This is a genomic window from Saccharothrix sp. NPDC042600 (assembly GCF_040647305.1).
Taxonomy (GTDB): Bacteria; Actinomycetota; Actinomycetes; order Mycobacteriales; family Pseudonocardiaceae; genus Actinosynnema; species Actinosynnema mutabilis.
Genome location: NZ_JBEZBW010000036.1, coordinates 42922 through 61879, shown reverse-complemented (window position 1 = coordinate 61879; position 18958 = coordinate 42922). Strand labels below are relative to the sequence as shown.

Genomic DNA, 18958 nt, shown 5'->3' with positions numbered 1-18958 from the left:
GGCCTTCGACCGTTCGAGGACAGCCCTAGATGAGGTAGCGCGAGTAGACCGGGGAGGCGTGGCACTCCGCGTGGTAGGCCTTGGTGGCGGCGTCCAGCACGGCCTGCGCGTGGGGTGCCACGACGCCTTCCCGGTGCCACATCAGCACGAAGCGCCGGCTCAGGACGTCGTCGGCCAGAAGTCGCACCGCCACCTGCTGGTGCCCCTCGCACGCCGCCTGGGACAGCCCCACCGCGCCGTTGCGCACGGCCGCGATCGTCGTCGAGTAGCTCTCCGCCACGTGCCGGACCCGCGGCCGGAACCCGGCCGCCCGGCACGTTCCGTGGAAGTACTCGTGGAAGCGGGTCGAGTCCGGGGCGGGCAGCACCCACTCCGCGTCGGCCAGCTGTTCCAGGCGCACCACGTCCAACCGCGCCAACGGGTGGTGCTCGGGCAGGACCACCATCGTCGGGTCGTGCGCCACCACCGCCGTGTCCACGCAGGCCGGCGTGGTGGTCTCGAAGCCCGGGTAGTCCTTGACCAGGCCGATCTCCAACCGGCGCTGGGCCACCAGGTCCACGACCAGGTCGCGGCACTCGCTGTCCAGGAGGGTGGCGTCCGCGCCGCACGGCAGGTGGTCCGCGGCGATCCCGGGCAGGTGGCCCAGGATCGGGGAGCACGCGCCGCCCACGCGCGGGCGGGCCGCGGCCGGTCTGGTGCGCGACTCGATGTCGTGCACCAGGCCCTCCATCAGCGGGAGGACCGCGGTGATCCGGCTCAGCAGCAGCTCGCCGGTCGGGGTCGGGGTCACCGTGGTCGCCCGGCCCCGGTCGAACAGCCGTTGGCCGAGCGCGTTCTCCAGGCGCTTGAGCTTCCCGCTCACCGCGGGTTGGCTCACGCCGAGCACCACCGCCGCTTCGGACAGGCTGCCGGTGTCCCCGATGGCCCGCACGAGGCGGAGGTGGTGGACGTCGAGTTCCATGCCGTCACGCCCGTCTCAGCGGTGGGTGTCGACCCGGGACCTGGGCGGCGGTCGCAGGATCCCGATTGTCCTGCCGATCGCAGCGTACAGCGCGAACGCCGTCAGCACGGAGTTGATCGTCGGGATCCCGATCGGCACGAACGCGCCCACCGCCGCGCCGGCCGCCCAGCACAGCAGCGACGCGGGCACCCAGTTCGGCGGGTCGGCGGGCAGTTCGCCGACCGCGCGGGACTCGTCCAGCGCGCGCCGCCACGTGCGGACCACGAAGTACTCGGCGATGACGATGCCCGCGACCGGCGGCGTGATCACCCCGATCCAGGTCAGGAACGTGGTGAAGTGGTCCAGGATGCCGATCGCGGACAGGAACGTGCCCAGCGCGCCGAGCGCCAGGGTCGCCTTCGCCCGGGACAGCGTGCGGCCCGCCAACACGTGCACCGTGTTGACCAGGCCCAGCGACGCCGAGTACAGGTTCCAGTCGTTGATCTTCATGATCGCCGTGACCAGGATCAGCGTGCCGAGCACACCGGACGTCGAGGTGATCACCGCGACGATGTCGGCGCTGCGCGCGGCGTGCGCCAGCAGCACACCGGTCAGGCCGATCAGGTACTCGCCGAGGGTGACGCTGATCAGCGTCTGCTTGACCACGTCGGACACCCGGCGGTTGAACCGGGTCATGTCCGGCGTCATCACCGCGCCCATGATGAACGCGCCCGCGACCAGCGTGGTGCCCTGCGCGACCGACAGCGCCGGGCCGGGCGGGGCCATCGACACCAGGTCGCCCAGGTCGTGCCGGGTCAGCTCCTTGCTGATCGCGTACCCCGCCAGCAGCAGGAACGCGGGCACGGTCAGGTAGGCGGTCCACGCCATGGTGTGGAAGCCCGCGACCACGATCAGCGTGACCGCGATCCCGCCGAGCACCGCCCACACCCACACCGGCGGGCCGCCCATCAACGCGTGCAGGCCGTGCGCGAACACGTCGTTCTGCACGCCGAACCACCCGGCGAGGCTCACCGTGACCAGCAGGCCGACCAGCGCGGACCCGCGCCCGCCGAACCCGGCCCACCGGGCCAGCACGGACGTCGAGACGCCCTCACGCATCCCGGCGACGCCCATGAGCACGGTGACGACTTCCAGCATCACCGAACCCAGCGTGATCGCCAGGACGGCGTCCCAGAACGTCATCCCGAACCCGAGGACCGCCCCGAGCAGGAACTGGTGGAACGACGACACCTGGCCGAACCGTTGCACGGCAACGGAGACCCACGAGCAGCGGGCGGTGTCGGGCAGGCGGCGCAGCGAGTGGTCGTCGTGCACGGCTCAGCACTCCTCGTCGGGTCGCAGCAGCACGAACCCCTGGCCGGGGTGCGGCTGCCAGGGCAGTTCGCGGGCGTAGAGCAGTTCCAGGAACTTGACCCGCTGGTGGTAGGCGAACACCGAGCCGGGCACCCCGACGATCGCCGGCGTGTCGACGAACAGCGGCAGTTCCGCCAGGAAGTACCGCACGGCGCTGCGCAGCTGGGCCTCCGACGGCACCTCGCCGTCGGGCAGCTTGCGGTCCAGGACCCAGCGGGTGGCGTCCAGGCAGTGCCCGGCGAAGGTCTCGTCCTGCTCGAACAGGTCGTGCGCGTTCATCAGCAGGCGTTGGTAGCAGGGGTTCTCGGCGAGCGCGGCGCCGTCGAGCACGTGCCGCTCCGGGTAGTAGACCCCGAGGTCCACCAGGGCGCGGCACACCTTGTTGACCACGTACTGGCCCTGCCGGCGCGCTTTGCTGCGCGCACGGGCCGGGTCGTAGCCCAACGCCTCCAACGTGAAGGCGGCGGCGCGGTCGGGGATGAAGAAGTGGTAGTGCTCGAACGAGGCCATCGCCCAGCGGGCCAGCTCGACGATGCGCTCGACGGAGAAGTAGCTGTTGAACGGGCTGACACCGAGGCACACGTGCCGGGCGCTCGCGAGCGGTCCGGCGCAGTGCTCGGTCAGGGGAGTGGTCATCACCGTCGGCTCCGGTGGGTGTTTCGCAGGGAGGTCCCGGGAATCGGGCGATTCGACCACTATGCGGACCACCTGGGGGTGGTGGTACTGCCGAAAGGTCATGCCACGGCCTTATAGAACGGGAAGCGCTGAACCGAACGGCTCGCGCCCCGACGCCGTTCGGCCGACATAGTCGCCAGTGATCGGCGTAGAAAGGTGACAGCGCGCGGTCGAGCGAGCGTAATGAGTGACATGGAGCTCCAAGTCCGACACCTCCGCGTGCTGCTCGCCATCGCGCGGGCGGGCAGCCTCAACCGCGCGGCGGGCGAGCTGCGCCTGCCGCAACCCGCGCTCAGCCACCAGTTGCGCCGCATCGAACAACTCGTCGGCGACCGCCTGTTCGACCGCGACCCCCGCGGCGTCCGGCCCACGCGCATCGGCGAACTCGTGCTGTCCCGCGCCGAGGCGATCATCCCCGCGTTCGACGAGCTGGACCGCGACTTCCGCCGCCACCCAAGCGCCGACGGCGGCGTGCGCGTCGGCTGGAACGACAGCGCGTTGGCCCCCGAGGTGTTCAACTGCCTGCTCGACCTCATGCCCGGCCGCGAGCTGACCACCCGCGCGGACATGTCGCACAGCCGGCTGGTGCAGCAGGTGGTGAACCGGTGCGTGGACCTGGCCCTGGTGCTGATCTGCGGCCCCCGGACGCTGGCGGTGCCCGGCGAGGTGCGCGCCGCGCGGGTGGTGACCGAGCCCGCGTTCGTCGCGCTGCCGTCGTGGCACCGGCTGGCCGACGCGTCCTCGGTGGACCTCGCCGACCTGGCCGAGGAGCGGTGGATCGTGTCCAGTTGCGGCGACGGCTGCCGGATCGTGTTCCGCGAGATGTGCCTGGCGCACGGGTTCACCCCGCGCATCGCGCACGACGTGGACACCCTGCGGTTCCGCCTGGTGGCCGGCGGGCACGGGGTGTGCCTGGTGCAGCCGACCACCCCGGACACTCCCGGCATGGTCGTGCGGCCGTTGACCGGGACGCCGATGACCGTGCAGCACATCCTGTTGTGGCGCACCGACCACCCGTTCGCCGCGCAGTTCGCCGACGTGCACGCGGCGGCGCTGGGCGCGTACCGGCGGCTGGCCGCCGACCACGAGGTCTACCGGCACTGGCTCGCGGATAACCGGACGGCATAGCAGGCCGGCAGTGGGCGCGGTATCCCCGGCGTGGCCACACTCGGTGGCACCGCCGCGGGAATCCCGATCCGAAAGAGGGACACCGCCATGCTGCCGCTGATCACCCGTGAGGAACTCAGGAAGGGCATCGACGCGGGCACGCTGGTCGTGGTGGACACGATGCCCGTGGCGTACTACGAGAAGGAACACCTGCCGGGCGCGGTGAACATCCCCGGCTACCCGTACGAGCAGGCGGCGGCGTCCACCGACCGGCACGCGCCCGACGTCCTGCCCGACAAGTCCGCCGACATCGTCGTGTACTGCGCCAACACCCCCTGCCGCAACAGCGAGTTCGTGGGCGCCCGGCTCACCGAGCTGGGCTACCCGAACGTGCGCAAGTACCGCGAGGGCATCGAGGACTGGGTGGCCGCCGGCCTGCCGACGTCCACTTCGGACTGACCCGGTCCGCGCCGGTCCCCCGGGGGCCGGCCCGAACGTTCCGCCGCCTTTCCCTGCCAATGGAGGAGAACGCCCATGTTCGCCAGACTGCTGCGCCTCGGCGTCACCGCCGTCGCGGTCGCCGCCGCCACCATCATGGCGGTGGCCCCGGCCGGCGCCGCGCCCACCACCACCGCCAACGAGAACGTCGTCAAGGTGACCTCGGCCAACCACGCCCAGGTCATGGAGATCTCGAAGACCAAGCTGGTCGTGCTGGACTTCGGCGCCACCTGGTGCGGCCCGTGCCGGCAGATGAAGCCGGTCATCGAGCGGTTGGCCGCCGAGTACAACGGGCGCTTCCTGCTCGGCGAGGTCGACGTGGACACCAGCCGCGACCTGGCGTCCAAGTACCGCATCCAGTACCTGCCCACGCTCGTCCCGGTGCGCAACGGCGCGGAGCTGACCGGTTCCCGGCACGTCGGGTACCGCGGCGAGGCCGCCCTGCGGTCCTGGATCAACGCCCAGCTCGCCAAGGGCTGACCCGCTCGGCCGGCGTCCCCCGCGCGGGACGCCGGCCGTCCCCCGTCGAAAGGAGCCGTCCGTGCTCCCGCTCCGGGCGTTGCTCGCGTTGTCGGTCATCGTGTTCCTCGGCTGCCTGACCGAGGTGCTGCCGGCCGGGCTGCTGCTGGGCATGTCCGCCGACTTCGGCGTGCCGCCCTCGACCACCGGGCACCTGGTCACCGGGTACGCCCTCACCACCGCGCTGACCGCGATCCCGTTGACCGCGTGGACCTCCCGCCTGCCGCGCAAGCGGGTGCTGCTCGCGCTCGTGGCCGGGTTCGCGGTGACCAACCTCGTGATCGCCGCGTCGCCGTGGTTCGCGGTCGTGCTGGGCGCGCGGGTCGCGTCCGGTGCGATCACCGGCGTGATGTGGTCGCTGGTGGCGGTGTACGCGATGCGCCTCGCGCCGCCGGGGCGGTCCGGTCGGGCGTTGGCGGTGGCCATGGCGGGGACACCGCTGGGGTTCGCCGTCGGCGTGCCGGCGGGCGCCGCGCTGGGGGAGCTGGTGGGGTGGCGGTGGACGTTCGTGCTGATGGGCCTGGTGGCCGTGCCGTTGTTCGCGTGGGTCTCGGCGGTGGTGCCGCCGGTGGCCGCCGAACCGGTGCGGGTCAGCGTCCCGGCCGCGCTGCGGGTGCCCGGGATGGTCCGCGTGGTGGTGACGGTGTCGGCGTTCTCGTTGGCGCACAACACCCTCTACACCTACCTCGGGCCGGTGCTGGCGCGGTCGGGGAGGGAGTCGTCGCTGAGCGCGGCGCTGCTGGTGTTCGGGCTCGCGGCCGTCGTGGGCATCCTCGTCGTCGGCCGCGCGCTGGACCGGTGCCCGAGGGGTGTGCTGGTGGTGTGCCCGGCGGCGATCGTGGTGGCGGTGCTGCTGCCGGTGGACTGGCTGTGGGGCTCGATGGCGTTGTGGGGCTTGGCGTTCGGGGGCGCGCCGACGGCGTTCCAGGCGGTCACCGCGGTGGTGGCCGGGCGGAGCGCGGACTCGGCGCAGTCGCTGACCATCGCGGCCTGGAACGCGGCCGTGGCGGGCGGCGCGCTGCTCGGCGGCCTGGTGCTGGACACCGCCCCGGCCGCCCTCACCGCGACCGCCGCCGCCCTCATGGTCCTGCCGCTGCTCGCCGCGCCGCGCCTGCCGCGCTCACCCGGTGATGATCTCGTGCGGCAGGTAGGGGGCCTGCGCGGCGATGCCGAGCGCGGAGACGGCCTGCACGACCGCGACGACCGCCGTCGGGGTGGGCAGGTCGTCGAGTGAGGCGGTCGTGATCCGCCGCAACAGGCCGGCCCCCGGCTCCGGGCAGCCGGCGGCGGCCCGCGCCACCACGTCCGGCCGGTCGCCGAACGCCCGCACCGCGCGCCCCCACCACGTGCTCGCCTCGGCGTGCAGGGCCGGCTCGTCGCGGGGGTCCTTGCCGCGCAGCCCGGGCAGGTCGGCCGCCACCTCGCCGGCCACCGCCGGGTCCAGGCTGGCCGCCGCGGCGAGCACGCGCAGCCGCAACGTGTGCTCGGCCCGGCCGCCGTCGGGCAGGTCGGCCACGATGCACGCCAGTTCCGCCGGGAACGCCAACAGCTCGCGCGCCACCCGGGCCGCGTCCTCGCCGGCCGCCGCCGTCGCGGTGACCACGTCGAGGAACGCGTCGGTGTGCGCCTGCCGCTCGCGGTCGGCGATGTGGCGGGTCGGCAGCACGTCCTCGATGGCCGCGTACAGCTCGTCGAGCGCGTCGTCCTCCTCGGCGTCGACGGCCCGCAACGCCGTCAGCACGGTCCGGGCGACCCCGGCGGCGTGCGGGGGCGGCGTCGCCCGCTCCAGGGCCGCCGACCCGAACGACGTGAGGGCGTGGAACCCGAGGTGTTGCAGCGGCTCGGTGGAGATCCGCAGGTCGTTGCGCACGGCGGTGATGCGGTCGGCGGCCAGCAGCTCCGGGTGCAGCAGCGCCAGGCGCATCAGCAGGTGCGCCTGGGTCGCCCCGTACAGCAGCGCCTCGGCCTCCTCGGCGGCCTCGGCGGTCTGCTCGGTGTCGCGGTCGGCGAAGTGGTCCACCACGGCGGCCACGTCGTCGCTGTCCAGGTCCGCCAGCCACACCCACGGCGTCTCGGCGGCGGCCAGCCCGTCGCGGCCCAACGTCGCCAGGCACCGGATGCCCGCCCACAGCAGGGCGCGCAACTGGGCCCGCCGCCGCTCCTCGGCGAGGTCGGGGGCCAGGTCCGGGTCCACGCGGTGCCACTGGAGGTCGTGGGCGGCGGCGAAGTCCTCCAGCAGCAGGTGGCCGCGCATGCCGTCCTGGTCGACGTCGGTGACCGGCGCGTCGTGGTCGGCGCGCACGGCGTCCAGCAGCGCCTGCGCCAGCGCCGTGTCCCCGCCGCCGCGACCCACCAGCGGGTGCCGCACCGCCTCCGCGCGGCACGCCGCGACCAGCAGGCCGCCCAGCGCGGCCACCAGCTCCCGGCCCCACGGGTGCTCGACCGACCCGGCGACCAGGTCCGCCGCGTCCACCCGCCACGGCCCGCGCCCCACCGGGTCGTTGACGTCGGCCGCCGCCGCGGCGAGCAGGTACTGGGCGGCGGGCTCCTGCAGCTCGCGGGGCAGGTGCTCGGCGATCGGGAACCGGGGCCGGTCGTCGTCCACCGACGGCAGCCACACGTCCGGCTCCAGCGGCGCGTCGAGCTTCGCGCCGCTGATGGACTCCAGCCGCCACCCGAACAGCGCCGGCGTGCCGGACAGGTACCGGGCCACGCCCAGGCCCACGGCCAGCGCCGCCGGCAGGTCCACGGCGTCCACGGCCAGCCCGACCCGTGCGCCCTCCGGGTAGGTCAGCACCCGCACGTCGAGCAGGGCCACCGGCTCGTCGGCGACGGCCCCCGGCTCGTCCTCGCCGTCGAGCGCCGGACCGTCCCCCGAACCGCCCGCCTCGATCAGCTCCAGCACGAGGTCGGGCCGCCGGGCGTGGGCGACGTCGTCGGGCCCCGGTGGATCGGGATCGGACAGCTCGATCCACACTGCGTACGGCACCTCGGCTCCTCGCGTCCCGTGCTCCTGCGGCGTGTCGGAGGTTATCGGCGCGATCACCCGCCGGCCGGGACGGACGGGCCGTCAACAGTCCACACAGTTCGTCGCGGGTGTATTGCCCGCCGATGGGCCGAAGTCACCGGTCGCCGTTCGTCAACTCGCCGGACTAATGACGTGTGCCAGCCGCAAACGGCAGTGGTCTGGAACAATGGAGCGATGGAGAGCGCCCCGACCGTCGACGCCGCCTCGCCCGCAGCCCTGCTGCGCCTGCTGATGGACGGCCGGCCGCGCACGCGCGCGGACATCGTGGCCGAGACCGGCCTGGCCCGCTCGACCGTCCGCGCCCGTCTGGACCTGCTCATGGCGGCGGGCCTGGTCAGCGACATCGGCGACGACGTGTCCACCGGCGGCAGGCCCGCGAGCCGGTTCGCCTTCCACGCGGGCGCGCGGCTGGTGCTGGCCGCCGACGTCGGCGCGACCCACGCCACGGTCGCCGTCGCCGACCTGGGGTGCCGGCTGATCGCGGTCGAGCAGATCGAGCTGGACATCGCCGACGGCCCGACGGTCATCCTCCCGCTGCTGGTCAAGGCCTGGCGCGAGCTGCTGCCCGCGGGCGGCGCGCCGGTGGCGGGCGTGGGCATCGGCCTGCCCGGCCCGGTCGAGCACTCCACGGGGCGGCCCAACAACCCGCCGATAATGCCCGGCTGGGACGGCTTCGACGTGCCGGGCCTGGTCACCGCCGAACTGGGCGTGCCGGTGCTGGTGGACAACGAGGTCAACCTGATGGCGTTGGGCGAGCACACCACCGCGTTCCCCGAGGCCGAGCACATGATCGTGGTCAAGGTCGCCACCGGCATCGGGTCGGGTCTGATCAGCAACGGGGTGCTGCACCGGGGCGCGGTCGGCGCGGCGGGCGACCTCGGGCACATCCAGGCCCCGCACGGCGGGGACGTGCTGTGCCGGTGCGGCAACACCGGGTGCCTGGAGGCCGTGGCCAGCGGTCCGGCGATGGCGGCGAAGCTGCGCGAGCGGGGCGTGGACGCGACGACGACGGCCGACGTGGTGCGGCTGGTGCGGTCGGGCAGCCTGGAGGCCGGGCAGGTGGTGCGCCAGGCGGGCCGCGACATCGGCGAGGTGCTGGCGGCGTGCGTGAGCATGTTCAACCCGTCGTTGGTCGTGGTGGGCGGGCTGGTCGCGCAGGCGGGGGAGATGCTGCTGGCCGGCGTGCGCGAGTCGGTCTACCGCCGCTCGCTCCCGCTGGCCACGGAGAACCTGCGGATCGTGGCGTCCAAGGCGGGCCCGGAGGCCGGCGTGCTCGGCGCGGCGGCGATGGTGGCCAAGCACGCGCTGTCGCCCGAAGTGCTCGACATGCAACTCGCGAGCTGACCGGCGAGCTGGCTTTTGGCGAGAAGTAGACATAAGTAGGTACTGGGAGCGTTCCTTTTGTATTGACCAGGTCATATGACCTGGCTTACGTTCACCCACATGTGGGACATCGGCGTCAACACGTGGGTATGGACCTCCCCGCTGACCGACGAGGACCTGGCGAAGCTCGCCCCGTGGGTGCGGGAGCAGGGCTTCGACGTCATCGAGCTGCCCGTGGAGCAGCCGGGTGACTGGGACCCGCACCGCGCGGCCGACCTGCTGGCGGACCTGGGCCTCAAGGCGTCCGTCTGCCTGGTGATGCCGCCCGGCCGCGAGCTGGTGGACGCCGACACCGTCCCGGAGACCCAGGACTACCTCCGGCACGTGGTGGACGTCGCCGCGACCGTCGGCAGCCCGGTCGCGGCCGGCCCCGCGTACAGCTCAGTCGGCCGGACGTGGCGCATCGACGACCGCGCCGAGGTCTACGCGCGGCTACGCGAGAACCTGGCCCCGGTGGTCGAGTACGCGGCCGGCCGGGGCGTCAGGATCGCCGTCGAGCCGCTGAACCGCTACGAGACCAGCCTGCTCAACACCGTCGACCAGACCCTGGAAGCGCTGGCCGGCCTGCCCGAAGAGGGCTGCGGCCTGGCGCTGGACGTCTACCACCTCAACATCGAGGAGACCTCCCCGGTCACCGCGATCCTCGCCGCGGGCGCGCGCACCGCCCACGTCCAGGTCTGCGCGAACGACCGCGGTACGCCCGGCCGCGACCACCTCGACTGGCCCGGCATCCTCCACGCCCTGGCCGAGACCGGCTACCGCGGCCCGCTGTGCATCGAGTCGTTCACGCCGGACAACGCCTCCATCGCCACCGCGGCCTCCATCTGGAGGCCGCTGGCCTCGTCGCCGGACGCCCTCGCCGCCGACGGTCTGGCCTTCCTGCGCGGCGCCACCGCCGCCTTCACCGAGTAACCGCCCGCCCGACAACCGCCCCGAAGGAGTGGCAATGCACCACACCCTCAGGCGACTACTCACAGTAGTTGCATCAGTACTTCTAGTGACCGGGGTGACATCCGCGCCGGCCGCGTCCGCGCACCCGGAGGGCCTGCACGTCCTGCTGTTCAGCAAGACTGCCGCCGGCGCGTACCGCCACGACTCGATCCCGGCCGGCATCGCGATGTTCGAGAAGCTCGCGGCCGAGCGGCAGTGGGAGATGACCAAGAGCGAGGACTCGGCGGTCTTCAACGACGCCACCCTCGCCACCTACGACGTGATCGTGATGCTCCAGACCTCGGGCATGGTGTGGGACACCGACGCGCAGCGCGCCGCGATGCAGACGTACGTGCGCAACGGCGGTGGTGTGGTGGCCATCCACAACGCCACGGACATGAACATCGAGGCGCAGTTCCCGTGGTGGGACCAGTTCCTCGGCATGACCATGACCGCGCACTCGGCGATCGTGCAGGGCACGGCCAAGGTCGCGGACAAGAAGCACCCCTCGGGCACGGGCCTGCCGGACCGGTGGGTGCGCACCGAGGAGTGGTACAACTTCGACCGCTCCGCGCGCGGTGACGTGCACGTCCTGGTGACCGCGGACGAGACCACCTACAACGCGGGCGGCTCGGCGATGGGCCACGACCACCCGATCTCGTGGTGCCGCAACTTCGAGGGCGGCAAGCTCTGGGCGACCGGCATGGGCCACCAGTCCGGCAGCTACACCGAGCCGCTGTTCGTCTCGCACGTCGCGGGCGGTGTGGAGACCGCCGGCGGGAAGGTCGCGGCCGACTGCGGCCCGACGGTGTGGAGCAGCTTCGAGAAGGTCGCGCTGGACGAGACCACGATCGCGCCCGGCGCGGTGGACGTGGCCCCGGACGGCCGGGCGTTCTTCACCGAGTACGGCGGCAAGCTCAAGGTCTTCAAGCCGGACACCCGAACCACCGTCACCGCCGCGACCCTGAACGTCTACGGCGCGGGCCAGAACTCCGAGGACGGTCTGACCGGCATCGCGCTGGACCCGAACTTCGCCACGAACAGGTGGGTCTACCTGGCGTACTCGCCGGGCGCGACGACCGAGCAGATCGGCCGGATCTCGCGGTTCACCATGACCGGCGACACCCTGGACCTCGCCAGTGAGAAGGTCCTGCTGACCTACCCGATGTGGCGGGAGAACGAGCCCGGCCACACCGGCGGGTACCTGGCGTTCGGTCCGGGCGGCAACCTCTACGTCGGCGTCGGCGACGACACCAACCCGTTCGCCTCCGACGGCTACTCGCCGATCGACGAGCGCTCGGGTCGCAAGTGGTGGGACGCGCAGGGCACCGCGGCCAACACCAACGACCTGCGCGGCAAGATCCTGCGCATCCACCCCGAGTCCGACGGCACGTACACGATCCCGTCGGGCAACATGTTCGCCCCCGGCACGGCCAAGACCCGGCCGGAGATCTACGCGATGGGCTTCCGCAACCCGTTCCGCTTCAGCGTCCACCCGACCACGGGCGCGATCTACGTGGCCGACTACGGCCCCGACGCGGGCGCGGACAACGCCAACCGCGGGCCGGGTGGCCTGGTGGAGTGGAACATCGTGAAGTCGCCGGGCAACTACGGCTGGCCGTACTGCATCGGCAACAACACCCCGTTCAACGACTACGACTTCGCCACCGGCACCTCGGGCGCGAAGTTCAACTGCGCGGCACCCACCAACACCTCGCCCAACAACACCGGCCTGACCACGCTACCGGCCGCGCGCGCCGCCGACGTCTGGTACGGCAACAGCGCCGCCGAGGGCTTCAAGTTCCCGGAGCTGGGCAACGGCGGCGAGGCGCCGATGGCGTTCCCGATCTACCAGTACAACGCCAACAACCCGTCGCAGACGAAGTTCCCGGCGTACTACGACCAGGTGCCATTCGTGGGCGAGTGGGCGCGCAACCGGATCTGGGAGTTCCGGCCGGACTCGAACGGGAACCTGCTGAAGATCAACAACTTCCTGTCGAACATGTCCTTCAGCTCACCCATGGACATGAAGTTCGGACCGGACGGCTCGATGTACCTGCTGACGTGGGGACAGGGTTGGGACGACAACGTCCACCTGCCCGGGGCGGGGTTGTTCCGGATCGACTACAACGCCGGTGAGCGCAGCCCGATCGCGCAGGCGTCGGCCACCCCGTCGTCGGGCGGGACGCCGTTGACGGTGGCGTTCTCCAGCGCGGGCTCGCGCGACCCGGAGGGCGGGGCGCTGTCCTACCGGTGGACGTTCGGCGACGGCGGCACGTCCACCACCGCGAACCCCTCGCACACCTACAACTCGCGCGGCACGTTCAACGTCCAGTTGACGGTGACCGACCCGACCGGCAAGACCGGCACGGCGAACCTGACGGTGACCGCGGGCAACACCGCGCCGACCGTCCGGTTCACCGGGCCGGCCGAGGGCGGCATGTTCGACTGGGGCCAGAACATCCCCTACACGGTGAGCGTGACCGACCCCGAGGACGGCTCGATCGACTGCTCCCGCGTGGTCACCCAGGGCAACATCGGCCACGACTCGCACAAGCACCCGTTGGGCAGCCCGATCAACGGCTGTTCGGGCAGCGTGGCGGCGGTGGCGGACACCGAGCACCAGAACGGCAACGCGCACATCATCATCTCGTCGGAGTACGCCGACAACGGGGCGACCGGGTTGCCGTCGTTGAAGGGCGGCGCGAGCGTGGTGTTGCAGCCCAAGAAGAAGCAGGCGGAGTTCTTCACCGGCTCGTCCGGCGTGCGGGTGGTGTCGCAGTCCGGGGCCGAGTCGGGCGCGCGGATCGGCGACGTGTCCAACAACGACTGGATCTCGTTCAAGCCGGTCAACTTCACCGGGATCAACCAGGTGTCGTTCAAGGTGTCGTCACCCTCGGGCGGCGGCTCGATCGAGCTGCGGGCGGGTTCGCCCACCGGCGCCCTGATCGCGTCGGCCCCGGTGACCTCCACCGGCGGGTGGGACAACTACGTCAGCCTGCCCGCGGTGAACGTGACCCGGCCCGCGGGGACGGTCGAGCTGTTCGTGGTGTTCAAGACGCCGTCGAACAACAACTTCGACCTCGACTCGATCAGCTACATCGGGCCCGGTGTGGGCAGCGGTGGTGGTTCGACGGCGAAGCAGATCGTCGGCGCGCAGAGCAACAAGTGCGTGGACGTCAACAACGGCGCGACGGCGGACGGCACGAAGGTGCAGCTCTGGACGTGCAACGGGTCGTCGGCGCAGAAGTGGACGCAGGTGGGTTCGACGCTCCAGGCGTTGGGCAAGTGCCTGGACGTGAACGGCGCGAGCCAGGCCGACGGCGCGCTGGTGCAGCTGTGGGCGTGCAACGGGACGTCGGCGCAGAACTGGTCCGTCCAGTCCGACGGGTCGCTGCGCAACGGCGCCAAGTGCCTGGACGCCTACGGCGGCGGCTCAGCCGACGGCACGCAGTTGATCATCTGGACGTGCCACGGCGGGACGAACCAGAAGTGGGCGCTGACGTAACGCCCTGAGAAGCGGCCCCGGTGCTCAACGTCGAGCGCCGGGGCCTTCAGGCGTTGCGGCGGACGATGAGGTGGGCCAGGGCGGTGAGTTCGGCGGCGGCTCGGGGCGTGGGGTCGGTGGCGGTGAGGTGGTCGAGTGCTTCGGTGAGCAGGCGGTCCGCTTCCGATTCGCTCCACGCCCGGCCGCCGGCTCGCTCGACCAAGGCCGCCAAGCGCCCGGGGTCCGCATCGACGGTGCCGTACAGGGCCGCCAGTTCGTCGCCGGCGGCCGTGCCGGAGGTGAGGGCGGCGACCACCGGCAGGGACTTCTTGCGGCGCACCAGGTCCGCGTGCGCGGGTTTGCCGGTGGTCTTCGGGTCGCCCCAGATGCCCAGCAGGTCGTCCACGTGCTGGTAGGCCACGCCGAGCGCGTGGCCGAAGGCGTGGAGGTGGGCGGTGACGTCCGGTGGCGCTCCGGCGAAGGTCGCGCCCAGGGCGCAGGCCGCCGCCAGCAGGGGAGCGGTCTTGTGCTCGACCATGGAGACGCATTCGGCCAGCGTCACGTCGTCGCGGGTCTCGAAGGACAGGTCCGACTGCTCACCCTCCACCAGGGACAGCACGGCCGTCGACAGGTCGTGCGCGGTGGCCGGGGACGCGGAGGTGGCCAGCACGTCGGTGGCCAGGGCCAGCAGGGCGTCGCCGGTCAGGATGGCCGCGCCGGTGCCGAAGACCGCCCACGCCGTCGGGCGGTGGCGGCGGGTGGTGTCCTGGTCCAGGACGTCGTCGTGCAGCAGCGAGAAGTTGTGGGCCAGTTCCACCGCCACGGCGGCCGGGAGGGCGGATTCCGCCGGAGCGCCCCGGGACTCGGCCGCCAGCAGCGCCAGGGCCGGGCGGACGGACTTGCCCGACGACGTCCGGGCGGGGCGGCCGTGGTGGTCCCACCAGCCCAGGTGGTAGCCCGCGATGTGGCGGACGGTCGCCGGAAGTCCCTGCACGGCGTGCAGGAGGGGCGGGCGCACCAGGTCGCGGCTCCACGCGAGCACGGCGGGCGCGGTGCGCGACCCGGTGACGGGTGTGGCCACGGTGACCTCCCGGAGCGTTCAGGCGAGTTGTCGGTCCACCACGACCGGGGACAGGGCGTGCTGCACCACCATCACCGCCGCGCCGAGCACGCCCGCGTCCTCGCCCGCCTGGGACGGCACGATGCGCAGGTTCCCGGTGGCCAGCGGCAGCGAGCGGCGGTAGATCGACTCGCGGACGCCGGCCAGCAGCATCTCCCCGGCCGCCGCGAGGGCCCCGCCGATGACGATCAGCGACGGGTTGAACATGCTCACGCAGCCCGCCAGGACGTCGCCGATGTCGCGCCCGGCCTGCCGCACGGCGTGGCTGGCCTCCAGGTTCCCCGACCGCACCAGCGCCACCACGTCGGCGTTGCCGTGCGCCTCGATCCCCTTGGCGCGCAACGACGCCGCGATGGCCGGTCCGCCGGCGACGGCCTCCAGGCAGCCGGTGTTGCCGCAGTGGCAGGGGGTGTCGCCGCCGTGCGGCGCGAGCACGTGGCCCAGGTCGCCCGCCGCGCCGACCGCGCCCCGGTGCAGCACGCCGTTGCTGATGAACCCGGACCCGATGCCGGTGGCGACCTTCACCACGATCATGTGGTCGGCGTCGGGGAAGGACCGGGCGTGCTCGCCCAGCGCCATCAGGTTGACCTCGTTGTCCACCAGCACGGGCACGCCGAACTCCGCGAACACCCGCGCGGGCACGTCGAACCCGTCCCAGCCGGGCATGATCGGCGGGTGGTTCGGCCGCCCGGACGAGTGCTCGACCGGGCCGGGCAGCCCGATCCCCACCCCGGCCAGCGGCACGGGCGGCACGTCCACGAGCAGCTCCCGCCACGTCTCCACCAGGCAGTCCATGACGGCGTCGGGACCGTCCGCGACCGCGATGCGCAACGGCCGCCGCGCGAGCACCACCCCGTTGAGGTCGGTGACGGCGACGGTCGCGTGGGTCGCGCCCAGTTCGGCGGCCAGCACGGCGCGGGAGCGGGCGTTGAACGCGAACCGCCCGGCGGGCCGGCCGCCGGTGGACACCCCGCCCGGCCGGTCGCTGACCAGGCCGAGGTCCAGCAGCGCGTCCAGGCGGGCGCGGACGGTCGAGCGGGCCAGCCCGGTCTCGGCGGTCAGCTCGGCGCGGGTGCGGGGGGTTCCGTCGAGCAGGAGGCCGAGCAGGTGACCCGGGGAACCCGCCGCCGACGGCGTGAGGTGGTCGTACACCCCGGTAAGTGAACCACATCAACGGAAGTGTTCGAACAAGTTGCCCTAAGCGACGTAACTTTTGCGGAGCACGCCAGACTTTTGGTTGACACTCGCCAATAGTGGTTTTAGGGTTCGCCGCATGACTGTGACCCACGGAACACTGGCGGCCGGTGACGGCCACGTCGGTGCCCGCACGCTGCGGACGGCCGTGGTCGGTGCCGGCTTCATGGGCCGGGTGCACGCCGAGTCGGCGCGCCGCGCGGGCGGCCGGGTGGTCGCCGTGACGGCGAGCAGCCCGGTCGGCGCGGACGCCGCCGCCGCGGCCGTGGGCGCCGACCGGGGCTATCCCGACCTGGAGGCGCTGCTGTCCGACGCGCAGGTCGACGTGCTGCACGTGTGCGCCCCCAACAGCGCCCACGCCGGCATCGCCGAGACCGCGCTCGCCGCCGGTGTCCACGTGATCTGCGAGAAGCCGCTGGCCACCTCGGTCGCCGACGCCACCGCCCTGGTGACCGCCTCGGCCGGCCGGATCGCCACCGTCCCGTTCGTCTACCGCTTCCACCCGATGGTCCGGGAGATGCGGGCCCGGCTCGCGGGCGGCGAGGCCGGGATCGTCTCCGCGGTCAGCGGCAGCTACCTGCAGGACTGGCTGGCCGGCGAGACCGACCACGACTGGCGGGTGGACCCGGCGCTGGGCGGCCCGTCGCGGGCCTTCGCCGACATCGGCTCGCACTGGTGCGACCTGGTGGAGTTCGCCACCGGCGACCGCATCGCCAGGCTGTCCGCGCAGACCGTCGTGGTGCACGAGCGCAGCGGCGCGGCGACCGAGGACATCGCCACCGTCCAGTTCACGACCGCGCGGGGCGTGGTCGGCATCCTGGTCGTCTCGCAGGTCGCCGCCGGCCGCAAGAACCGGCTGCACCTGGAGGTCTCCGGCACCGAGGCCAGCTTCGGCTTCGACCAGGAGGACCCGGAGCGGCTGTGGGTCGGCCGGCGCGCGGGCAGCACCGTGCTGCTGCGCGACCCGGGCACCCTCTCGCCGGGCGCGGCCCGCTACGCCCGCCTGCCCGCCGGGCACGCGCAGGGCTACCAGGACTGCTTCGACGCGTTCGTGGCCGACACCTACCGGGCCGTGCTCGGCGAGGACCCCGCCGACGGCCTGCCGACCTTCGCCGACGGCCTGCGCGCGGTGCGCATCACCGACGCCGTGCTGCGGTCCGCGGCGGCGGGCGGGGCGTGGACGGAGGTGCCGGCGTGAACGACATCCCGGTCCGGCTGGAAGGCATCACCAAGAGCTTCCTCGGCGTGCGGGTGCTGCGCGGCGTGGACCTCGAACTGCGCGCGGGCGAGGTGCACGCGCTGATGGGCGAGAACGGCGCGGGCAAGTCCACGCTGCTGAAGGTGCTGGCGGGCGTGCACAAGCCGGACACGGGCCGGATCCTGCTCAACGGCGAGGAGGTCGCGTTCGCCGCGCCGCGCGACGCCCAGTCGGCCGGGATCGCGATCATCCACCAGGAGCTCAACCTCCTGCCGCACCGCACGGTCGCCGAGAACGTCTTCCTGGGCCGTGAGCCGCTCAAGCGCGGCCAGGTGGACCGGCGCGCGATGGAGGCCGAGACCCGCCGGCTGCTGGAGTGGCTGGGCGAGGACGGCATCGCGGCCGACGCCGAGGTGGTCCGCCTCTCGGTGGCGCAGCGGCAGGTCGTGGAGATCGTGAAGGCGCTGTCCACCGACGCCAAGGTGCTCGCGATGGACGAGCCGACCGCCGCGCTGGCCGACCACGAGGTCGAGCTGCTCTACGACCTGGTCAAGCGGCTGCGCGAGCGTGGCATGGCGATCCTCTACGTGTCCCACCGGATGCGCGAGGTGTTCGACCTCAGCCAACGCATCACCGTGCTCAAGGACGGCGCGTTCGTGACGTGCGTCGAGACCGCGGAGATCTCCTCCGACCAGCTCGTCCGCCACATGGTGGGCCGTTCGCTCGACGCCCTGTACCCGGACCGCGGCGCGGGGGCCGGTGAGGTGCGGCTGGCGCTGAAGAACGCCGGCAACGGGCGGGTGCGGGACGTCGGCCTGGAGGTCCGGGCCGGGGAGATCGTCGGCCTGGCCGGGTTGCAGGGCTCGGGCCGGTCGGCCATCGCCCGCGCGATCTGGGGCGTGCAGCCGTTCACCACCGGGACGCTGGAGCTGGACGGCGAGCCGGTGCGGATCGGCAACCCGCGCACGGCCGTCCGCAAGGGCATCGGGTACGTCACCGAGGACCGCAAGGGCGAGGGGCTCGCGTTGCGGCAATCGGTGCGGGACAACGCTTTGCTGGTCCGCCGGGCGGCCCTGCGCGGGTCGGCCGCGCGCCGGCACACCGACCTGGCCGACCTGCTCAAGTCGGTCAACGTCGTGTCGCGCGGCCAGCACCAGGAGGTGCGCTACCTGTCCGGCGGCAACCAGCAGAAGGTCGTGCTGGGCAAGTGGCTCGCGGTCCGCCCGCGCGTCCTGGTGGTGGACGAGCCGACCCGCGGCATCGACGTCGGCGCGAAGCAGGCGGTGTACCGGCTCCTGCGCGACCTGGCCGCGGACGGCATGGCGATCCTGATGATCTCCTCGGAACTGCCCGAGCTGATCGGCATGAGCGACCGCATCCTCGTCATGCACGAGGGCGCGGTGGCCGGCGAGCTGCCCGCGGGGGCGTCGGAGGAAGCGGTCATGGGGCTGGCCACCGGTCACGGGATCGGAGAAGTGGCGTGAGCGTCGTGGAACAGAAAGCCC

At 72.7% G+C, this 18958-nt stretch carries 15 protein-coding genes; 9 read left to right on the top strand and 6 right to left on the bottom strand.

Annotated features, from left to right (window positions below):
* Positions 1-25: 25 nt before the first annotated feature.
* The 3 genes from AB0A74_RS21985 to AB0A74_RS21975 are packed head-to-tail and all read right to left on the bottom strand — an operon-like array spanning position 26 to position 2950.
* Positions 26-961, bottom strand: coding sequence for a LysR family transcriptional regulator (locus AB0A74_RS21985; protein WP_358252010.1), 936 nt, complete (start codon positions 959-961; stop codon positions 26-28).
* Positions 962-976: 15 nt separating this feature from the next.
* Positions 977-2275, bottom strand: coding sequence for a cytosine permease (locus AB0A74_RS21980; protein WP_358252008.1), 1299 nt, complete (start codon positions 2273-2275; stop codon positions 977-979).
* A 3-nt stretch (positions 2276-2278) separates the two neighbouring features.
* Positions 2279-2950 carry a tRNA-dependent cyclodipeptide synthase gene (locus tag AB0A74_RS21975; protein ID WP_358252006.1) on the bottom strand — a complete coding sequence of 224 codons (672 nt, stop codon included), beginning with the start codon at positions 2948-2950 and terminating at the stop codon, positions 2279-2281.
* Between the two features lie 231 nt (positions 2951-3181).
* Here AB0A74_RS21975 and AB0A74_RS21970 point away from each other — a divergent pair, with 231 nt between their 5' ends.
* The 4 genes from AB0A74_RS21970 to AB0A74_RS21955 all read left to right on the top strand — a co-directional run bounded on the left by AB0A74_RS21970 (position 3182) and on the right by AB0A74_RS21955 (position 6347).
* Positions 3182-4117, top strand: coding sequence for a LysR family transcriptional regulator (locus AB0A74_RS21970; protein ID WP_358252005.1), 936 nt, complete (start codon positions 3182-3184; stop codon positions 4115-4117).
* A gap of 87 nt (positions 4118-4204) precedes the next feature.
* Positions 4205-4555, top strand: coding sequence for a rhodanese-like domain-containing protein (locus AB0A74_RS21965; protein ID WP_358252003.1), 351 nt, complete (start codon positions 4205-4207; stop codon positions 4553-4555).
* Between the two features lie 75 nt (positions 4556-4630).
* Positions 4631-5074, top strand: a complete 444-nt coding sequence (locus AB0A74_RS21960; protein ID WP_358252001.1) for a thioredoxin family protein — start codon at positions 4631-4633, stop codon at positions 5072-5074.
* Positions 5075-5135: 61 nt separating this feature from the next.
* On the top strand, positions 5136-6347 hold the full coding sequence (locus AB0A74_RS21955; protein WP_358252000.1) for an MFS transporter: 1212 nt from the start codon (positions 5136-5138) through the stop codon (positions 6345-6347).
* Here AB0A74_RS21955 and AB0A74_RS21950 read toward each other — a convergent pair.
* Complete coding sequence (locus tag AB0A74_RS21950) at positions 6234-8102, bottom strand: hypothetical protein (RefSeq protein ID WP_358251998.1); 1869 nt, start codon at positions 8100-8102, stop codon at positions 6234-6236. The genes AB0A74_RS21955 and AB0A74_RS21950 overlap by 114 nt on opposite strands.
* 213 nt (positions 8103-8315) lie before the next feature.
* On the opposite strand from AB0A74_RS21950, the gene AB0A74_RS21945 reads away from it, so the two are divergent.
* The 3 genes from AB0A74_RS21945 to AB0A74_RS21935 all read left to right on the top strand — a co-directional run bounded on the left by AB0A74_RS21945 (position 8316) and on the right by AB0A74_RS21935 (position 13962).
* A complete protein-coding gene (locus tag AB0A74_RS21945; protein ID WP_358251997.1) occupies positions 8316-9485 on the top strand; it encodes an ROK family transcriptional regulator in 1170 nt (389 codons plus the stop codon).
* A 99-nt stretch (positions 9486-9584) separates the two neighbouring features.
* Positions 9585-10436 carry a sugar phosphate isomerase/epimerase family protein gene (locus tag AB0A74_RS21940; protein ID WP_358251996.1) on the top strand — a complete coding sequence of 284 codons (852 nt, stop codon included), beginning with the start codon at positions 9585-9587 and terminating at the stop codon, positions 10434-10436.
* Between the two features lie 94 nt (positions 10437-10530).
* A complete protein-coding gene (locus tag AB0A74_RS21935) occupies positions 10531-13962 on the top strand; it encodes a ThuA domain-containing protein (protein WP_358251994.1) in 3432 nt (1143 codons plus the stop codon).
* 46 nt (positions 13963-14008) lie between these two features.
* Here AB0A74_RS21935 and AB0A74_RS21930 read toward each other — a convergent pair whose 3' ends face one another.
* Together AB0A74_RS21930 and AB0A74_RS21925 are read right to left on the bottom strand one after the other, a co-directional pair.
* Entirely contained in the window at positions 14009-15022 is a 1014-nt protein-coding gene (locus AB0A74_RS21930; RefSeq protein WP_358251993.1) for a polyprenyl synthetase family protein, read from the bottom strand.
* Positions 15023-15040: 18 nt separating this feature from the next.
* Positions 15041-16213 (bottom strand): ROK family transcriptional regulator, encoded by a 1173-nt coding sequence (locus AB0A74_RS21925; RefSeq protein ID WP_358251991.1) that lies wholly within the window; start codon positions 16211-16213, stop codon positions 15041-15043.
* A 121-nt stretch (positions 16214-16334) separates the two neighbouring features.
* Between AB0A74_RS21925 and AB0A74_RS21920 the strand changes: the two genes are divergently transcribed.
* The gene (locus tag AB0A74_RS21920) at positions 16335-17453 is read left to right on the top strand and encodes a Gfo/Idh/MocA family oxidoreductase (protein WP_358251990.1); all 1119 of its coding nucleotides are present in this window, start codon (positions 16335-16337) and stop codon (positions 17451-17453) included.
* Positions 17450-18937: a sugar ABC transporter ATP-binding protein gene (locus AB0A74_RS21915; RefSeq protein WP_358251989.1), complete on the top strand. Its 1488-nt coding sequence runs from the start codon at positions 17450-17452 to the stop codon at positions 18935-18937. The genes AB0A74_RS21920 and AB0A74_RS21915 overlap by 4 nt, the downstream gene beginning before the upstream one ends.
* The last annotated feature ends 21 nt before the right edge of the window (positions 18938-18958 follow it).

Coding starts and splice junctions, on each gene's coding strand:
- AB0A74_RS21985 (WP_358252010.1), bottom strand. CDS start 961: ATGGAACTCGACGTCCACCACCTCCGCCTCGTGCGGGCCATCGGGGAC.
- AB0A74_RS21975 (WP_358252006.1), bottom strand. CDS start 2,950: ATGACCACTCCCCTGACCGAGCACTGCGCCGGACCGCTCGCGAGCGCC.
- AB0A74_RS21970 (WP_358252005.1), top strand. CDS start 3,182: ATGGAGCTCCAAGTCCGACACCTCCGCGTGCTGCTCGCCATCGCGCGG.
- AB0A74_RS21965 (WP_358252003.1), top strand. CDS start 4,205: ATGCTGCCGCTGATCACCCGTGAGGAACTCAGGAAGGGCATCGACGCG.
- AB0A74_RS21960 (WP_358252001.1), top strand. CDS start 4,631: ATGTTCGCCAGACTGCTGCGCCTCGGCGTCACCGCCGTCGCGGTCGCC.
- AB0A74_RS21945 (WP_358251997.1), top strand. CDS start 8,316: ATGGAGAGCGCCCCGACCGTCGACGCCGCCTCGCCCGCAGCCCTGCTG.
- AB0A74_RS21940 (WP_358251996.1), top strand. CDS start 9,585: ATGTGGGACATCGGCGTCAACACGTGGGTATGGACCTCCCCGCTGACC.
- AB0A74_RS21920 (WP_358251990.1), top strand. CDS start 16,335: ATGACTGTGACCCACGGAACACTGGCGGCCGGTGACGGCCACGTCGGT.